Genomic DNA, 17,506 nt, shown 5'->3' on the forward strand with positions numbered 1-17,506 from the left:
GCGGTCGTCGCCGACTCGTCACTTCGTTGACAAGCCGGGCCAGTCTGTGCCCTACCGCGCGGTGTGCGGGTTCTCTACGTCGCTTTGACGGACGATTTCGTCCACGACGTCAGCGAGCGGCGCGGTGGCATCGACGACGATCCCGTCTTTGGGGATGTCCTCTTTCGTTTGATGCAATCGCAAAACAGATTCACGCTCTGCCTGTTTTCCGCCCCACTCATCTTCCGATCGCCCGCGCAGCCGCCGATCCAAGGTGTCACGGTCAACCTCCAGGACAAAGACACCATCGAACAAATCGATGAACCTCGAGAAGTTCCTGGAACCACCGCAGAAGAACGTGACCGGATCATCCTGGCTGGCAACCAGCGTTCTGACCCTGTCTACATCCCAAATGTGATGCTCATGCATGAAGCCATCCGTAGGATGGCCAGTCTCAGGATCACCTTGGTAGGCCAGCTCATTGTCCCCATTGACGGCGTAGAAACCACGCCGCTGCAATTCTTTACATACCGAAGTCTTACCAGTACCGGAAACGCCTTCAATCAAGTAATTCTTGATGCCCATCGTCAGATGATACAAACCAACGACCCCCGCAAGCAGCGACGATGGAGTCCTGAGCGTGAACCCGGCCCAGCCTCAGCAAGCGATGCCCGCAACGATCTCATTCACCGCGGCCCGCTCGGCCGACTCACCGAACTCCACACTCCAGAGCGCCCCGTCCACCCCGGTCCACGCTAGGTTTCTACTCACTCCGGCCCGAGCGTGGACCGGCCCAGTTCGCGTCTGCTCGTCCACCCGGGTCCACATCGTTTGTTAGCAAATCCGTTAGCAAAGGCGGGGTCCGCTGTCCGGGGAGATGAGACAGTTGAGCACACTCAGATCACGCGGCTTGGGAGGGGAAGCTATGGCGCTGGTGAAGAAAGGTTCTCGAGCCATCGTCGTCGACGGTGTGATGTACCGATGGCGGCTGCGCGGGCGGCCAACCTACAGCCAGGGCCTTTGCTGGTCGCCCTGCACCTTCGCGGTGGAGCACGCTGAGGACCCGGGTTCCACGCTTGCGGTCACAACGAACCAGCCGCACCCCAGCAACTGGATAGGCCAGGCCCCCAAGGCAGTTCTGCCCTCCGACGTCGCTCGCGCCATTCGGCTCGCCCTCGAACGCGGGTGGACTCCCATGAACTCCGGCTCGCCGTTCGCGCTGGACCTGTCTCAGGGATTCACAACCTGGACTTGACGTGACGGCGATGCGCCGACATGCACCCGACTGCCCGCTCCTTGACACAGCTCGACCCCGCGTCTTCCCGTCTGCCGTTCAGCCCACGCGTAGCGCGATCAGGAGCTGACTGGGCTGAGCGGCAGGCGAGAAGACGCCCCGTTACCTTTTTCGTGGCTCCTGATCAAGGGGCTGCTGGTCGCCAGGCCCGGCATGACTTATGCCCCCGGTCGAGGTTCATGATCCGGGGGGTGGTGTCACCGGGTTTGGCGGCATCGAGGGACCGCTGATAGGGACACGGCCGCCCGTGAGGGGTAGGTCTCGTCGTAACGTGGCTGCCGGCCGTCGATGCCTGACTGGCAGACCAGCAACGACGACACGAAAGACACCGCGAGTGAACCACGACTACAACGTCTTCCTCGGCCTGGACGTCGGCAAAAGCGACCACCACGCCGTCGGGATGGACCCCACCGGGCGGAAGTTGCACGACGCGCCGCTGCCCAACAGCGAACCGGAACTGCGGGCGATGTTCGACAAACTCGCCGCCCACGGACCGATCCTGATCGTGGTCGACCAGCCCAACACGATCTGCGCGCTCCCAGTCACGGTGGCCCGGGCCTGCGGCCACGACGTGGCCTACCTTCCCGGGCTGGCAATGCGCCGGATCGCCGACCTGTATCCCGGCAACGCCAAAACCGATGCCCGCGACGCCTTCATCATCGCCGACGCCGCCCGCACACTGGCCCACGCACTACGCAGCATCGACGTCGACGACGAAGCCCTCGCCGAGCTCGACGTACTGCTCGGCTACGACGACGACCTCGCCGCCGAAGCGACCCGGCTCAGTAACCGCATCCGCGGACTGCTCACCGGTATCCACCCCGCCCTCGAACGCGTCCTCGGACCCAAAATCGCCCACCCCGCAGTACTGGAAATCCTCAGCCTCTGCGGCGGACCAACCGGGATCCGCACAGCCGGACGCCGCAAGCTGACCACGATCGCCACCAAACACGCACCCCGCATGGGCACCAAACTCGTCGCCCAGATCCTCACCGCACTCGACGAACAGACCGTCATTGTCCCCGGCACCACGCCGCCGACACCGTCCTGCCACGCCTGACCGAAAGCCTCAAAACCGTCCTCGCACAACGCAAAACCGTCGCCGGCGAAGTCGAGGAGATCCTTGATACGCACCCTCTCGCCCAGGTCCTGATCTCGCTGCCCGGCATCGGCATCAGGACCGCAGCACGCATCCTCCTCGAGATCGGCGACGCCTCCGCCTTCAAAACCTCCGGACACCTGGCCGCCTACGCCGGCATCGCGCCCGTCACCCACCACTCCGGCACCAGCATCAGAGGCGAACACCCCGCCCGCAGCGGCAACCGCAAACTCAAACGCGCCTTCTTCCTCGCCGCCTTCGCCGCCCTGTCCGACCCCACCAGCCGCGCCTACTACGACCGCAAACGCGCCGAAGGCAAGAAACACAACGCAGCCCTCATCTGCCTCGCCCGACGCCGCTGCGACGTCCTGTACGCCATACTCCGCACCAAAACCCCCTACCAACCACCCGCACTCCGCGCCGCTTGACGAACCCCATAGGGACACCCCCCTGACCGATTAGACCCGTCATCCCAGAGTCGCGAGGCCCCGCCGAAGTCAGGTCGTTGGTCCTGAGTAAGACACCGAGAGCGGCCGACAGTAATACACCGAGGTGCATCCCGGCCCGGCAGTTCTGCCGACCCTAGGTGTCCCGGAGAGATGACAAAAGACGGCGGTGAACGGCCGGATGCGCACGTCCGCGCCGCGCCCCGGCTGAAGCCGCTCCCTCCGGCGCGCCTGTATGACCTGCGTCACAATCACGCCACCATGCTCCTGACTGCTGGCGTCCCGGGCCACGTCGCCGCTGAACGGCTGGGTCACGCCGACCCGGCCCTCAGCGCCCAGCTGCCTGCACGCGCCGACGACCTGCGGCAGCCCTCTCGTCTGTCTTTTGCTCTTGTCTGTTTTGCTATTGGCTTCCACCTGGTGTGGCGGAACGGCCGCTATCCGAGCTCCCCAGCGCTCAGCTGCCTGCAGGCGCCGACGGCCTGCGGTAGCTCTCTCGTCTGTCATTGTTGTTGTCTAGTCTTGCTCTTGGCTTCTTCTTGCTGCCTGGTTCGGGTTGGTGGCGGTTCGGTTGCTCTTCGAACTCGCCAGCGCCTGGCTGCCTGCACGCTCCGACAGCCTGCGGCAGCTCTCTTATTTCTCGTGTTCTTGTTGTCTGTTCTGAGTCTGTGGTTGTCCTGTCCTGGCTGGTGAGTCCACCTCGCGGGTGGGTGGGCATGAGAAAACCCCCAGGTCAGAAGGCTCTGACCTGGGGGTTCGTGGTGCTCCCCCGCCTGGTTTCGATCCAGATCTTCGAGATTCAAAGTCTCGCGGGCTGCCGATTACCCCACGGGGGATCGCTGTGTCGCCGGAACAGTGTGCCATGAGTGAGGGGGTGACACGCGAAGGGGTTCCTTACCTACGGAGGCGTAGGTTACGGTTGCGTAGGTAACCCGTCCAACGTCACGAGGGATACGCCATGACTCCAGTAGCCGCACCGGAGGCGCCTACAGGCGCTCAGCAGGCCGTCGAGTTCGACACCGACAAGGGCACGCTCGGCAGTGAACAGAAGGGTTTCTGGGAGCAGTTGGCCCTGGCGCTGTTCATCGGGATCCCCTTCCTCGCGCTGCTGGCAGCGGTGCCGGTCGCGTGGGGCGGCTTCCTCGGCTGGCACGACGTCGTACTCGCGGTCGTGTTCTACACGCTCAGCGGCCACGGCATCTCGATCGGCTTCCATCGGTACTTCACCCACAAGTCCTTCAAGCCGAACCGCCCGCTCAAGTACGCGCTCGCGATCGCCGGCTCGCTCGCGATCGAGGGTCCGGTGGTCCGCTGGGTGGCCGACCATCGCAAGCATCACAAGTTCTCCGACCGCGAAGGCGATCCGCACAGCCCGTGGAAGTACGGCACCAGCCTCGGCGCGCTCAGCAAAGGTTTCATGCACGCGCACATCGGCTGGCTGTTCGACACCGAGCAGACCCCGCAGCGGCAGTACGCGCCGGATCTGCTGAAGGACCGTGACATCGTCCGCGTCTCCCGGATGTTCCCCGCGCTGGTCCTCTTCTCGCTGCTCGCCCCCGCGCTGATCGGCGGCCTGTGGTCCTGGTCGATCGAGGGTGCGCTGACCGCGTTCTTCTGGGCGAGCCTGATCCGGATCGGCCTGCTGCACCACGTCACCTGGTCGATCAACTCGATCTGCCACACGATCGGCGATCGCCCGTTCAGGAGCCGGGACAAGTCCGGCAACGTCTGGTGGCTGGCGATCCTCAGCCAGGGCGAGTCGTGGCACAACCTGCACCATTCCGACCCGACCTGCGCGCGCCACGGCGTACTCAAAGGTCAGCTCGACACGTCGGCGAGGTCGATCTGGTTCTTCGAGAAGTGCGGTTGGGTGTCCGATGTCCGCTGGCCGGTCAAGGAACGTCTGGAGGCTCGTCGCGTTCGTGCCGCCGAGGTCTGAAGAGGTCTTCAGCCGGTAAATCTCCCACGCGACAACACCTATGTACGGCATGATGCTGACGTGATCTCGACGTGACGGAACCGAAGCCAAGGCGCTCTCCCCGGGTCCGGATGACGAGTGCGGATCGACGCGAGCAACTCATCAACATCGCCCGCGGACTGTTCGCCGAGAAGGGGTACGAGGCGACCTCGGTCGAGGAGATCGCTGCCCGCGCAGAGGTCTCCAAGCCGGTCGTCTACGAACACTTCGGCGGCAAAGAGGGCCTGTACGCCGTGGTGGTGGACCGCGAGGTGCGCAAACTGCTCGACACGGTCACGGCCTCGCTCACCGCGGGTCGCGCGCACGAACTCGTCGAGCAGGCCGCGCTCGCCCTGCTCGACTACATCGAGAGCTCGTCCGACGGTTTCCGGATCCTGGTCCGCGATTCGCCGGTCGGCAGCTCCACCGGCTCGTTCATCTCGATCCTGAGCGATGTCGGGACCAGGGTCGAGCACATCCTGGCCGAGGAGTTCAAGCGCCGCGGGCTGGATCCGAAGTTCGCCCCGATGTACGCGCAGATGCTGGTCGGCATGGTCGCGCTGACCGGTCAGTGGTGGCTCGACGTCCGCCGGCCGAAGAAGCCTGACGTGGCAGCTCACCTGGTCAACCTGGCCTGGAACGGCCTGTCCGGCCTCGAGGCGAAACCGACCCTCTCCACCCGCCCGCACAAGTAGGCACGCCACCGCAGTACGGCGAGGCCGCACAAGTAAGCACCGCCCACAAGCAAGCAAGACCACGGTAGGACGGCGAGTTCCGCCCGTGGCATGACTTGGCGGGCAGTGAATCGCCGTACCCTGGCCCGCATGACGGGGATCCTGACCGCGCGCGAGCTACCGGCGAAGAGCAAGGCGTTCGACCTCTTGTTCGCCGGCGCGCTGACACTGTTCTTCGGGCTGATCTCCCTCACCCAGGAACATTTCGGCGGAATCCTCGGGCTGCTCATGCTGGTCCCGCTGATCTGGCGCCGTACCCATCCCGAGCTCATCTTCTTCGGCGTCTCGGCGGTCGCCGTCTTCCAATGGCTCATCGGGATCCACCTGCAGGGCGGAAACGTCGGCCTACTCGTGGCGCTCTACGCGATCTCCGTGTACGGCGAAGTGCGCTACAGCCGGATCGCCCTGGCCGTCGGCGGCATGGGCGTCCTGATGGCGACGGCTCGCTACAACACGAGCAGCGACTGGCGTCAGCAGGCCACCATGATGGTGTCGCTGGGAGCACTCGTGTTCGGCATCTGGGCCTTCGGCGAACGCCGCCGGACCAGAGGCATGTACGTGCAGCAGCTCGAGGAACGCGCCGCCCAGCTCGAACGCGACCGCGACCGCGAGTCCAAGCTGGCCGTCTCGAACGAGCGGACCCGGATCGCCCGCGAGATCCACGACGTCGTCGCGCACGGGTTGTCGATCATGATCGTCCAGGCCGACGGAGGCCTGTACGCCGCGGACGCGTCGCCCGAGCAGGCAAAGAAGGCGCTGGCCACCATCGGCGACACCGGCCGCGCCTCGCTCACCGAGATGCGCAAGATGCTCGGCCTCCTGAAGCAGGACGCCCAGCCCAGCGACGTGGATCCGAACCAGCCCCGCCCGCAACCTGGCGTCTCCTCGCTGCCCGAGCTGATCGACAACGTCCGCCAGACCGGGCTCTCGGTCGACTACGAGGTGACCGGCACACCGCGGAATCTCCCCGCGTTGCTGGGCCTCACGGCGTACCGGATCGTTCAGGAAGGGCTGACAAACACGCTGAAACACGCCGGGCCGGGAGCTCGGACGTCCGTCCTGCTGGACTTCGGGCGCGAGATGCTGACCGTGGTGGTCACCGACGACGGCCGCGGTGCCGGCCTGGTGCCGGGCAGCGATCCGGGGCACGGCCTGATCGGGATGCGGCAACGCGCCTCGATCTCCGGCGGTACGGTGAGCGCCGGACCGAAAACGGGCGGCGGTTACGAAGTGATCGCCAAGCTGCCGTACAACCTGCCTGCTGGAGGAGATCAGTGACCGAGACCGACGACGGTGTGATCCGGGTGTTCCTGGTGGACGACCAGGAACTCGTGCGGGCGGGGTTCACGATGCTGGTGGACTCCCAGCCCGACATGCGGGTCGTCGGTCAGGCCGGTGACGGCGGTGAGGCGCTGGAGAAGCTCCAGGTGACCGCGAGCGACGTCGTACTGATGGATGTCCGGATGCCCCGGCTGGACGGCGTCGAGGCGACCCGGCAACTACAGTCGTTGCCGACGGCCCCCAGAGTGATCGTGCTGACGACGTTCGACCTGGACGAGTACGCGTTCGCGGCGATCAAGGCGGGCGCGGCCGGTTTCCTGCTGAAGAACACCCCGCCGGCGGATCTGCTGTCGGCGATCCGGCAGGTGCACTCCGGCGACGCGGTGGTCTCACCCAGTACTACGCGGCGCCTGCTCGAGCACTTCGCCGGCGCACTCCCGGACGAGGAGACCGAGCGCCCCGACCTGGACGTGCTCACCGCTCGCGAGCGCGAGGTGCTGGTCGAGGTCGCCCGCGGTTTGTCGAACACCGAGATCGCCACGCTGTTCACGTTGTCCGAGGCAACGGTCAAGACCCACATCGGCCGCATCCTGGCCAAGACCGGCCTGCGCGACCGGGTCGCCCTGGTCGTCCTCGGCTACGAAACCGGCCTGGTCAAAGCGAACTAGTGCCCGAGTTCGAAGTTGTTTGACAGTGGGCGGTGCCCAGGTGCGTGCATCGGGGGTGCTTGCCTGGGCGCCGGTCCACGTCAAAGAACTTCGGACTCGGGGCACTAGGACTACGTCGAAGCGTCGGCGTACGACTCAGGTCGTACGGCGATTGCAGTCCCTGGTCCGAGGCTTCGCGGGCCGCTGATCACTAACTTCTAGGAGCGTGGGCGAGGACGGCTCGCCCCCAGCGCTTCGAGGAGAACGATGAGCATCCAGACCGGCGAGTTGCCGCTCGGCCGTTTGCCGCAGAACACAGCGGACCGTACGGCGATCCGGGCGCACGAGTTGCGCAAGGTGTACGGCTCCGGCGATACCGCGGTCGCCGCGCTCGACGGGGTGTCGGTCGACTTCGGCGTCGGCCGGTTCACCGCGATCATGGGCCCGTCGGGCTCCGGCAAGTCGACCCTGATGCACTGCCTGGCCGGCCTGGACACTCCGACCGATGGCCAGGTGCTGCTCGGCGAGACCGAGTTGACCCAGCTGCCGGACGCCGAGCTGACCCGGATCCGCCGGGACCGGATCGGCTTCGTCTTCCAGTCCTTCAACCTGCTGCCGATGTTGTCGGCCAAGGACAACATCCTGCTCCCACTCGAACTGGGTGGCCGCAAGCCCGACCAGCAGTGGATGAGCACGCTGATCGACGTACTCGGTCTGGCGGACCGGCTCACCCACCGCCCGTCCGAGCTGTCGGGCGGTCAGCAGCAGCGGGTCGCCGTGGCCCGTGCGTTGGTCAGCCGGCCCGAGGTGGTCTTCGCCGACGAGCCGACCGGCAACCTGGACTCGCGTTCCGGCGCCGAGGTGCTGGGCTTCCTGCGGCGGTCCGTGCGTGAGTTCGGTCAAACCGTGGTGATGGTGACGCACGACCCGCTGGCGGCGTCGTACGCCGACCGCGTGGTGATGCTTGCCGACGGCAAGCTTGCCGGCGAGCTGCTGGATCCGACCCCGGAGTCCGTGCTCGGCGCGCTGCGGCAGCTGGGGGCCTGACCGTGCGACGTTCGATCCTCTCCTCCCTGCGCGCCCACCTGGGCCGCCTGATCGCCGCCTGTCTGGCGATCGTGCTGGGTGTCGGCTTCGGCGCACTGGCAATGACCGCGCACGCGTCTGCCTCGCACGGCATCGACGCGACCATCGGCAAGCAGCTTGCCGGTGTCGACGCGGTGGTGACGCCGCAGAACGACAGCGTCGGTCCGCAGGATGTGGCCGCGGTACGCAAGCTGCCGCAGGCCGACTCTGTGGTCGGCACCACCTCGGCGTACATGCGAGTCATTTGGACCGGCAAGGTCCGGCCCGACTCGCTCGGCGTAGATGCCCGCTACGACACCTCGCAGATCGCCGGGCCCAGCACGATCGCGGGCCGGCTGCCTGACAGCACGCTCGAGATCGCCTTGCCGGCGAAGCTCGCCGAGAAGAACAAGGTCACGCTCGGCTCGAAGCTGAGGCTGACCACCTACAACGACAAGGCCTTCACCGTCACCGTCGTCGGTCTGCTCGACGACTCGGCAGCGGTCGGCACCGCGAATGCGGTCGGTACCGCCCAGACTGTGAAGGTCTTCGAACCAGAGGGCTACATCAGCGAGATCCGGGTCTCCGCCATGCCGGGCGTCTCCCAGGACGAGCTGGCCGCGGCCGTTACCGGTGCCGTCAGCAACAAACTGCGGGTCTACACCGGCAAGGCCTACGTCGACCACGAGGTGGAGAGCTTCACGCACGGGATCGACGTCCTCGGCGGGGTGTTCGGGATGTTCGCCGTGATCGCGTTGTTCGTCGCCTGCCTGGTGATCGGCAACACCTTCACGATCGTGATCGCCCAGCGGACAAGGGAGATGGCGCTCCTGCGTTGCGTCGGTGCCTCCCGTCGCCAGGTGTTCTCGTCGGTCCTCGCCGAGGCCTCTGTGGTCGGCCTGGTCGCCTCGGCCATCGGTGTGGTGTTCGGCGTCGCGCTGTCGGCGCTCGGACTCGCGCTGACGCGTGAGTTCGACTGGGGTATCCCGAAAATCGACCTGCACCTCAGCCTGGCCTCGGTGTTCCTGCCACTGCTGCTCGGCACGATCGCCACGATCCTGGCAGCCGTCGTACCGGCTCGGCGGGCGACTCGGGTCGCTCCGCTGGCCGCGCTTCGGCCGGACGCCGCTCCGGTGGCCGCGTCCAAGGCCGGCGTTGTGCGGCTGATTCTCGGCTTCCTGCTGATCGCCGGTGGCGGTGCCCTGCTGGCCGTCAGCGCGAGTTCGCATCAGGTGATCGTCGGTGTCGGCGGTGGCGTGGTCTCGTTCGTGGGTCTCCTCGCGATCGGCTCGTTGGTGGTGCCCGCGCTGGTCAGGTTGCTGGGCGCGCTCCCGGCGCGGGGCGGAGGGGTCCCCGCCCGGATCGCGGTGGGCAACGCCGTACGGAACCCGAAGCGGACCGCGGCGACCACGTCGGCCCTGCTGATCGGCGTCACCCTGATCAGCCTGACCTGCGTCGGGATCGCCTCGGTCCGGAAGACGTTCGACGTCACGATGGACGACCAGTACCCGGTCGACGTGATGGTGATGACCTACAACGAGAAGATGCCCGCGACCGGGCAGCAGCAGTTGCACGACATCAAGGGCATCACCCAGGTCGTCCCGATCCGGACCGTGACCATGAAGGCCGGCGAGAACGAGGTCAGCGTCACCGGGGTCGACCCGGTCACGGGGGCCTCGGTGATCCACAACGCGGATCTGGTCACCAAGCTGAAGACGCCCGGTACGGCGCTGCTGGACTACAGCTCGATGCAGATGCTCCATCTGGAGGACGGAGCCAACCTGACCTTGATCTCCGGCAAGCAGCAGCTGACGTTGAAGGCGTACGTGGCGACCGGGCTGGATCCGGTCACGATCAGCCTGCCGGACCTGGAGAAGATCGCTCCCAAGGCAGGTGTCACGGGGTACTGGCTAGCTTCCGATCCGAAGGCGGACGGGTCCGATGTGATCGACGCGGTCCAGGAGTCGCTGCCGACAGTGAAGGACCTGTCCGTCAGCGGCGGGCTGGCCGAGCGTACGTCGTACACGAAGATCTTCGACGTACTGCTGATCGTCGGGATCGGCCTGCTCGGCGTCTCGGTGCTGATCGCGCTGGTCGGTGTCGGCAACACCCTGAGCCTGTCGGTGCTCGAACGGACCCGGGAGAACGCTCTGCTGCGGGCGTTGGGTCTGACCAGGCGGCAACTGCGGGGCATGCTCGCGATCGAGTCGTTGCTGATGGCGCTAGTCGCGGCAGGGCTCGGGATAGGGCTCGGCCTGCTCTACGGCTGGACCGGCACGATGGCACTGATGGGTGGCCAGACCGCGTCCGGCGATGTCCAGTACGCGTTGCCGGTCGGGTTGCTCGTCACGATCGCCCTGGTCGCGGCCGTGGCAGGCCTGCTCGCCTCGGTGCTGCCCGCACGGCGCGCCGCGAAGGTCGCTCCGGCCGGCGCTCTCGCCACCGAGTGAGCCGGACCGGTCCGGGAATCTCTGGGGGATTCCCGGACCGGTCTCACTCAGACGATCTCGATGCGGTTGCCGTGACCGTCGGCGGTGTGGAATCGCCGGCGGCCCGGGATCGTCTCGTTGTCCCACTTCACCGGGTAGCCGAGTCCGGTCAGTTTCTCGGCCAGGCCATCGAGGTCATCGACGGCCAATGCGGGATGCGCCTTCTCGGCCGGCCGGAAGTCCGCCTCGACACCGACGTGGACCTCCGCCGTACCGTCCTTGAACCAGCAGCCGCCTCTGGCCGCGAGCAACGGCGGCTTCTCCAGCTCAGCCATCCCGAGCGCGTCGCGATAGAAGGCCCGCGCGACCTCCTCGCCACCGGCTGGGCAGGACACCTGCACGTGATCAAGCCTCATCGTCACCCCTTCTTCTGCGCTACGGCGAAGATCCGGCGGAACGGCAACACGGTCCCGTAAGAACGACGCGGGTACGCCGCCGCCAGCCGAGCGCCGTACTCGGTCTCGAAGTCGGCCCGCAGGTCATCGGGCAAGGACTGCAGAACCGGCCGGGCGCCGGTGCCCTTCACCCACTCCAGCACCGCGTTCTCCCCCGGCAGGATGTGGTTGTACGTCGTCTCCCACGCATCGACGACGCAGCCTTCGGCAGTGAGAGCTTCGATGTACTGCGCTGGGCCCGGCGCGTCCGCCCGTTGCGACTTGTCCGCGGCGTACTGCGCGTAGGGCTCGGTCCCGGCCAGTTCGCGCAGGATCGAGTGCGAGGGCGCGTTGCCGTTGCCCGGAATCTGGATCGCGAGCCAGCCACCCGGTCGCAGCGCGCGAACGAACCCAGGTAGCAGGTCCAGCTGCTCCGGGATCCATTGCAGCGTGGCGTTGGTGACGATGACGTCCACCGGCGGCGTCGATTCGCCGGGCCACTCACGGACATCGCCGACCGTGAAGCTGAGCCGGTCGGTGGCATACGACTGGGCCGCGTCGATCATCGCGGTCGAGCTGTCGATGCCCTGGATCGAGGCGGTCGGCCAGCGATCGAGCAGGGTCGCGGTGAAGTTCCCGGGACCACAACCCAGGTCGACGACCACCTTCACTTCGTCGGGCGAGACCTGGATCCGGTCGACCAGATCGGCGAACGGGCGGCCGCGTTCGTCGGCGTACTTGCCGTACTGCGTGGGGTTCCAGATGGGTGAGGTCCGCATTCGTCGCGCCCTTCCTGAGAGATCTCTTGACGTCGAGATACTTTACGCCTGCGAGTTGTCTTGATGTCAAGAGTCTTGATGACATACTCTCGAACTATGAGAGACGAGGTCGACCGGCTGATCGAGGCCTGGCGCCGGGAACGGCCGGACCTCGACGTGGCACCGATGGAGGTGCTGTCGCGAGTCAGCAGGCTGGCGCGGCATCTGGATCGTGCCCGCAGCCACGCGTTCGAGACGCACGGCCTGGAGTCATGGGAGTTCGACGTACTCGCCGCGCTTCGCCGGGCCGGCAAGCCGTACCAGCTCTCCCCCGGCCGGTTGCTCAAGGAAACCCTGGTGACGTCCGGCACGATGACGAACCGGGTGGATCGGCTGACCGCACGTGGCCTGGTCGAGCGACTACCCGACCCAGGCGACCGCCGCGGTGTGCTCGTCCAGCTCACCGACGCCGGGCGGGACTCCGTCGATGCGGCGATGGCGGACCTGCTCGCGCACGAGCGCACCCTGCTCGGCGCGATCAGCGAGCGCGACCAGCAGAAGATCGCCCGCGTACTGCGCGAGTTGGTCGGCCCGTTCGACCAGGAAAGCCACTGAAAGACTTTTCCGGCGCCGAGTTCGTGATGACCACCCCGCGCCCGCGAGGCTTTCCGAGTTCGGCCGGAATTCGGTCGGAATAATCTGAAAAGACCGCGCGTCACTTAATGCCGCTACCGGTCGTTGCTAGTTGCAACGAGATCGTGAGATTGCTGTAGCCCACGACTATCGACACTGAGTCATCGGTCCAACTAGTGTCCTCACTGTCGGTACCTGACCGACTACAAAACGTTCACATCACGGTGACTTCGGCGGCAAGAGGTGGTCCGCCGAAGCCCGCCGATGGTGTCCGGGACTCGGGGCTCGGACAACGTCGGCGGGCACGGGGCCCGCTCACCCTTGGGATGCGGCATACCCTCCTGATCACAGGGGATGGGAGGGTGTGCCGCTACTCCCGTGGCCGGAGACGACGGCCCGAAGATTTGATCATGTATACGTTCTTCGGAATGCGGGACTATTCAGCCCGTTCCGCCGCTTCGAACCATGCGGTTTCCAGCTCGGCGCGTTCTTCGGCCAGCTTGCGCAGTTCGGTGTCCAGCTCGGCGAGCCGTTCGTAGTTGCTCGCATTCGTGGCCAACTGGCCGTGCAGCTTGGCCTCGGACCCGATCAGTTTCTGCAACTGCCGCTCGATCCGGTTCAGTTCCTTCTTCGCCGCCCGGGAGGCGGCCGCGTCGACCGGCTGCTCAGCGGTCTGTACCGCGACCGGCGACGCCTCCGTCGCCGCGGCAGCGGCCGGCTCGGCGACGACGCGGCGGGGCGTAGTACCGGCTTCCAGTTGCTCGAGGTACTGGTCGACGCCGCGGGGCAGGTGCCGGATCTGGCCGTCGCCCATGATCGCGTAGACCATGTCGCTGACCCGCTCGAGGAAGTACCGGTCGTGGGTGACGATCACGACCACGCCCGGCCAGCTGTCGAGGAAGTCCTCCAGCACCGTCAGCGTCTCGACGTCCAGGTCGTTGGTCGGCTCGTCGAGGATCAGCACGTTCGGCTCGTCCAGCAGGATCCGGAGCAGCTGCAACCTGCGCCGCTCACCACCCGACAGGTCGCTGATCCTGGTGGTCAGCTTGTCGCCCGTGAATCCGAACCGCTCCAGCAGCTGAGACGAGGTCATCTCGCCGCCGCGGCCGGCCAGCGCCGCCGTACGCCGGATGTCGCTGATGTGCGTCAGCACCGTCACCGAGCCGTCGAGATCCTCCAGCGTCTGGGACAGGTTGGCGACCCGGACGGTCTTGCCCTGCTTCACCAGGCCCGCGTCGGGCGCGAGCCGGCCGGTCAGCACGTTGAGGAAGGTCGTCTTGCCGGCACCGTTCGGGCCGAGCAGGCCGATCCGGTCGGCCGGGCCGAGGCGGAAGGTGACGTGGTTCAGCATCACCCGGTCACCGAAGCGCAGGGTGACGTCCTCGGCGTCGAAGACGTCCTTGCCGAGCCGGGAGGTGGCCAGTTTGGCCAGCGCGAGCTTGTCGCGGGGGGCCGGCTCGTTCTCGATCAGCGCGTTCGCCGCGTCGATCCGGAACTTCGGCTTCGCCGTCCGGGCCGGTGCGCCGCGGCGCAGCCAGGCAAGCTCTTTCTTCATCAGGTTCTGCCGCTTGCCCTCGACCACCTGCTCGTTGCGGGAGCGCTCGGCCTTGGCCAGCACGTAGGCGGCGTAACCGCCCTCGTACGAGCTGACCTTGCCGCCCTGCACCTCCCAGGTCTCGGTGCAGACCTCGTCGAGGAACCACCGGTCGTGGGTCACCACGATCAGCGCGCCGGCCCGGTCCACCACGTGCTGGGCGAGCCAGTTGACCGCCTCGATGTCGAGGTGGTTGGTCGGCTCGTCGAGGATCAGCAGGTCGACCTCGGTGAGCAGCAGATGCGCCAGTGAAGCCCGGCGGCGCTCACCACCACTCAGTGTGCCGACCTTGGCCTCGTGGTCGATGCCGCCGAGCAGGTGCTCCATCACGGACCGTGCCCGCGGGTCGGCGGCCCAGGTGTAGGTCTCGACATCGCCGCCGAGCACCGCCTGGATCACCGTCGCGTCCGGGTCGAGGTCGTCGGTCTGGCCCAGGTACCCCAGGCGGAGGTCGCGGTTCTGCGTCACCCGGCCCGTGTCGGCCTCCTCGCGGCGGGCGAGCAGCCGCAGGAGGGTCGACTTGCCGTCGCCGTTGCGCCCCACCACGCCGATGCGCTCACCCCGGCCTACGCCGAGACTGACCCCGTCCAGCAGGGTGCGGGTACCGAAGCCCTTCGAAACGGCTTCCAGATTGACCAGATTAGGTGCGGGAGTGGCTGCCATGTCCCCAACAGCCTAGTTGCTGGAGCAGCGGGTACCCCACGCAGGCTCCTGCTGCTCCCCGGTACCACCCTCTGGTTGACGTGAGCGCGCCAGGCTGCGGACCGCCAGCCCATCAGTACTCCGACCGTAGGCCTTCAATCTGCACCCCGCCCGCCGGCGTGAGCGTGGCAGCGCCCGCTGCTCGGCGGTACTGATGGCGTGGCGGTCCGCCTTCAACGCGAGACACCGGCGACGGCCCCGCCGGGCCGAACACAGCGAGAGAATTTGGTGGGCCCCTGGTGCCTGTCCGGTCGGGAGTACACGGCCGGACGGCCACCTGAACACCAGGGAACCCGAGGGGGATCCCATCATGAGATGGGATCCCACGCAATGGCTAACGCAATCGGTGTGGAGTTCAGGCCTGGTTGAGGTGCAACAGATACTGCTTCTGGTTGAGCGGGTTGCCATCGGTGCGTGGATGGGTCGGTGGGACACCGCTGACAGGGCGGAAGGCGTCGAAGGTGGTGAGCAGGATGCCTTCGCCGTGAGTGAGGCCTGGAAGCTGGGTTTCGAAGGTGTGCACCCGGCCGGCTGGAATCGATCCCGCAAACCGGGCTGTCCCTTGCCCGACAGTTGTGTCCTGCACTGTCGCGCCGGCTTCCGCGAGTTTGCCGAGGACCGGCGAGACCGCGTCGGACGGAAGGTCCAGTTCGAAATGGTTCACCGGTTCCTGAACCCGCGTACCGGCTTCTTGCAAAGCCTGCATCAGCACCAGCGGGACCAGCCGACGGAAATCGGCCGCCACCGTCACCGGACTGGAGTAGCCGGTGCGAATGAGTTCCACCCGGCAATCCACCACCTCCCAGCCGAAAAGCCCTTGGAGCAAGGTTTGCCGGACCGTTTCCTCGATAGCGGTGTGGAATGCCCGCGGCAGACCGCCGAGTTCGACTTCAAGCCGGTAATCGAGGCCGCTGCCGACAGGCGCCGGTGAGACCTGGAAGCCGACGGCGGCGGCCCAGAGGTTGCCGGGATCACCCATCTCGCGTTGCGCCGAACCGATTCCGATCGGGCGTTCGACATGGATCGGCGTGGTCTCGCTGAAGCTGACCGCCAGCCCGTACTCACTGTCCAGCAAGGCGGCGATCACCTCCTTCTGCACTTCGCCGTACAGGCTGACGGAGATCTCTTCGTTCTTGCGAACCTGGATCAGCGGATCCTGCTCGGCGAGTTGCTGCAATGCCAGGAACAGCTTCGTCCGGTCGGCTCCGTGCACCGGCCGGACCATCGTTTCCAGGGTCGGTGGTGCGAAGAAGTGACCATCGCGAGCGACCGCGGTACCGATCTGATCGCCGATCTGGATCTCCTTCAGCCCACGTAGCGCAACGATCCGGCCTGCTTCGGCAGCGTCGACCGGAGTCGTGGCGCCACGCTCGAACACCCTGATCGACGTCGGCTTGGCCTCGTACGACGCCGCTACGCGGTGGACGTCCACCACCTGGCGCGCGTGGAGTTCACCGGCGAAGATCCGGGCGGACGCGATCTTCTCCCCCGCTGGTCCGCGTTCGACCTTGAAAACCGCGGCCTGTAAGGGATCTCCAGGCAGATCAGTTGCACGCGGCAACCACTCACGAATGCCGTCGATCACTTCGGGTACGCCGACGCCGGTCATCGCTGACCCGAAGTACACGGGGTGCACCTGCAAGTGCCGCACCTGCTCGAAGAGCTCGCGGCGGTAGTCGGCCGAAGTGAGGGTGTCGTCGAGATAACTGGCCAGGAACGAATCGTTGCGCTCAGCAAGGGCTTCCCCAAGTCCCTTGTGCACAAGCGGAAACTCCTCGTACTGCGCGGCGCGGGTGCCGAGATCGCGAACGGCACCCATCGGCACCGCGGACGGGGTGAGGAGTCGCGCGATGTCGGCGAGCAACTCGTCGTACCGGGCTCCCATCCGGTCGATCTTGTTCACGAACAGCAAGGTGGGGATGCGCAACCGGGTCAGCGTGCGCATCAACAGCCGGGTCTGGACCTGGACTCCTTCGACGGCCGAGATCACCAGCACCGCACCATCCAGAACGGACAGCGCGCGCTCGACCTCGGCGATGAAGTCGGAGTGGCCCGGAGTGTCGATCAGGTTCACCGTCAGGTCGCCGAGCTCGAACGAGACCACGGCGGAGCGGATGGTGATACCGCGACGGCGTTCGAGCTCCATCGAGTCGGTCGTGGTACTGCCGTCGTCCACACGGCCGACGGCGTCGATCACGCCGGCTGCGTACAGCAGTCGTTCGGTCAGGCTGGTCTTGCCGGCGTCAACATGCGCCAAAATGCCCATCGTCAGGGTTTTCAAGGGTCCTCGCGGGTGCGTCGATGCGATCAGTTGTGATGGCATGGATCGACGTCCGGCGCATCTCGTTCTCCCTCTCGCTCAACCTCATCGATGGACTTCTGGTCAGACTAACAACAGGGCCCTCCCGCGGCGACTAGATTTAAGCCGACCCCGTCGCCGATCAGGGAGGACCT

The 17,506-nt window shown here is 66.4% G+C and carries 13 protein-coding genes and 1 pseudogene; 9 read left to right on the forward strand and 5 right to left on the reverse strand.

From position 1 onward, the window contains the following. Window positions 1-51: 51 nt before the first annotated feature. Complete coding sequence (locus tag F1D05_RS12900) at window positions 52-564, reverse strand: AAA family ATPase (protein WP_185447923.1); 513 nt, start codon at window positions 562-564, stop codon at window positions 52-54. Between the two features lie 340 nt (window positions 565-904). On the opposite strand from F1D05_RS12900, the gene F1D05_RS12905 reads away from it, so the two are divergent. The 8 genes and pseudogenes from F1D05_RS12905 to F1D05_RS12940 all read left to right on the forward strand — a co-directional run bounded on the left by F1D05_RS12905 (window position 905) and on the right by F1D05_RS12940 (window position 10,952). Further along, on the forward strand, window positions 905-1,234 hold the full coding sequence (locus F1D05_RS12905; protein WP_185447925.1) for a hypothetical protein: 330 nt from the start codon (window positions 905-907) through the stop codon (window positions 1,232-1,234). A 373-nt stretch (window positions 1,235-1,607) separates the two neighbouring features. Next, window positions 1,608-2,800: pseudogene (locus F1D05_RS12910) on the forward strand (IS110 family transposase). 976 nt (window positions 2,801-3,776) lie between these two features. Continuing rightward, window positions 3,777-4,757: an acyl-CoA desaturase gene (locus F1D05_RS12915; RefSeq protein WP_185447927.1), complete on the forward strand. Its 981-nt coding sequence runs from the start codon at window positions 3,777-3,779 to the stop codon at window positions 4,755-4,757. 71 nt (window positions 4,758-4,828) lie between these two features. After that, window positions 4,829-5,470, forward strand: a complete 642-nt coding sequence (locus F1D05_RS12920) for a TetR/AcrR family transcriptional regulator (protein WP_185447929.1) — start codon at window positions 4,829-4,831, stop codon at window positions 5,468-5,470. Window positions 5,471-5,599: 129 nt separating this feature from the next. Then, on the forward strand, window positions 5,600-6,787 hold the full coding sequence (locus F1D05_RS12925; RefSeq protein ID WP_246486647.1) for a sensor histidine kinase: 1,188 nt from the start codon (window positions 5,600-5,602) through the stop codon (window positions 6,785-6,787). After that, the gene (locus F1D05_RS12930) at window positions 6,784-7,458 is read left to right on the forward strand and encodes a response regulator transcription factor (protein WP_206686188.1); all 675 of its coding nucleotides are present in this window, start codon (window positions 6,784-6,786) and stop codon (window positions 7,456-7,458) included. The genes F1D05_RS12925 and F1D05_RS12930 overlap by 4 nt, the downstream gene beginning before the upstream one ends. Before the next feature lie 246 nt (window positions 7,459-7,704). Continuing rightward, on the forward strand, window positions 7,705-8,484 hold the full coding sequence (locus F1D05_RS12935; protein WP_185447933.1) for an ABC transporter ATP-binding protein: 780 nt from the start codon (window positions 7,705-7,707) through the stop codon (window positions 8,482-8,484). A gap of 2 nt (window positions 8,485-8,486) precedes the next feature. Continuing rightward, the gene (locus F1D05_RS12940; protein WP_185447935.1) at window positions 8,487-10,952 is read left to right on the forward strand and encodes an ABC transporter permease; all 2,466 of its coding nucleotides are present in this window, start codon (window positions 8,487-8,489) and stop codon (window positions 10,950-10,952) included. Window positions 10,953-10,999: 47 nt separating this feature from the next. On the opposite strand, the gene F1D05_RS12945 is transcribed toward F1D05_RS12940, so the two are convergent. Then, the gene (locus F1D05_RS12945; protein ID WP_185447936.1) at window positions 11,000-11,347 is read right to left on the reverse strand and encodes a VOC family protein; all 348 of its coding nucleotides are present in this window, start codon (window positions 11,345-11,347) and stop codon (window positions 11,000-11,002) included. A gap of 2 nt (window positions 11,348-11,349) precedes the next feature. After that, a complete protein-coding gene (locus F1D05_RS12950) occupies window positions 11,350-12,144 on the reverse strand; it encodes a methyltransferase domain-containing protein (protein WP_185447938.1) in 795 nt (264 codons plus the stop codon). 96 nt (window positions 12,145-12,240) lie between these two features. On the opposite strand from F1D05_RS12950, the gene F1D05_RS12955 reads away from it, so the two are divergent. Further along, on the forward strand, window positions 12,241-12,738 hold the full coding sequence (locus tag F1D05_RS12955; RefSeq protein ID WP_185447940.1) for a MarR family winged helix-turn-helix transcriptional regulator: 498 nt from the start codon (window positions 12,241-12,243) through the stop codon (window positions 12,736-12,738). A gap of 454 nt (window positions 12,739-13,192) precedes the next feature. Here the strand turns inward: F1D05_RS12955 and F1D05_RS12960 are convergent, their stop codons facing one another. Both F1D05_RS12960 and F1D05_RS12965 read right to left on the reverse strand, forming a co-directional pair. Beyond that, window positions 13,193-15,013 (reverse strand): ABC-F family ATP-binding cassette domain-containing protein, encoded by a 1,821-nt coding sequence (locus tag F1D05_RS12960; protein WP_185447942.1) that lies wholly within the window; start codon window positions 15,011-15,013, stop codon window positions 13,193-13,195. A gap of 394 nt (window positions 15,014-15,407) precedes the next feature. Then, window positions 15,408-17,333: a GTP-binding protein gene (locus F1D05_RS12965; protein WP_428995014.1), complete on the reverse strand. Its 1,926-nt coding sequence runs from the start codon at window positions 17,331-17,333 to the stop codon at window positions 15,408-15,410. Window positions 17,334-17,506: the final 173 nt, after the last annotated feature.

The organism is Kribbella qitaiheensis, from assembly GCF_014217565.1.
GTDB classification, from domain to species: domain Bacteria; phylum Actinomycetota; class Actinomycetes; order Propionibacteriales; family Kribbellaceae; genus Kribbella; species Kribbella qitaiheensis_A.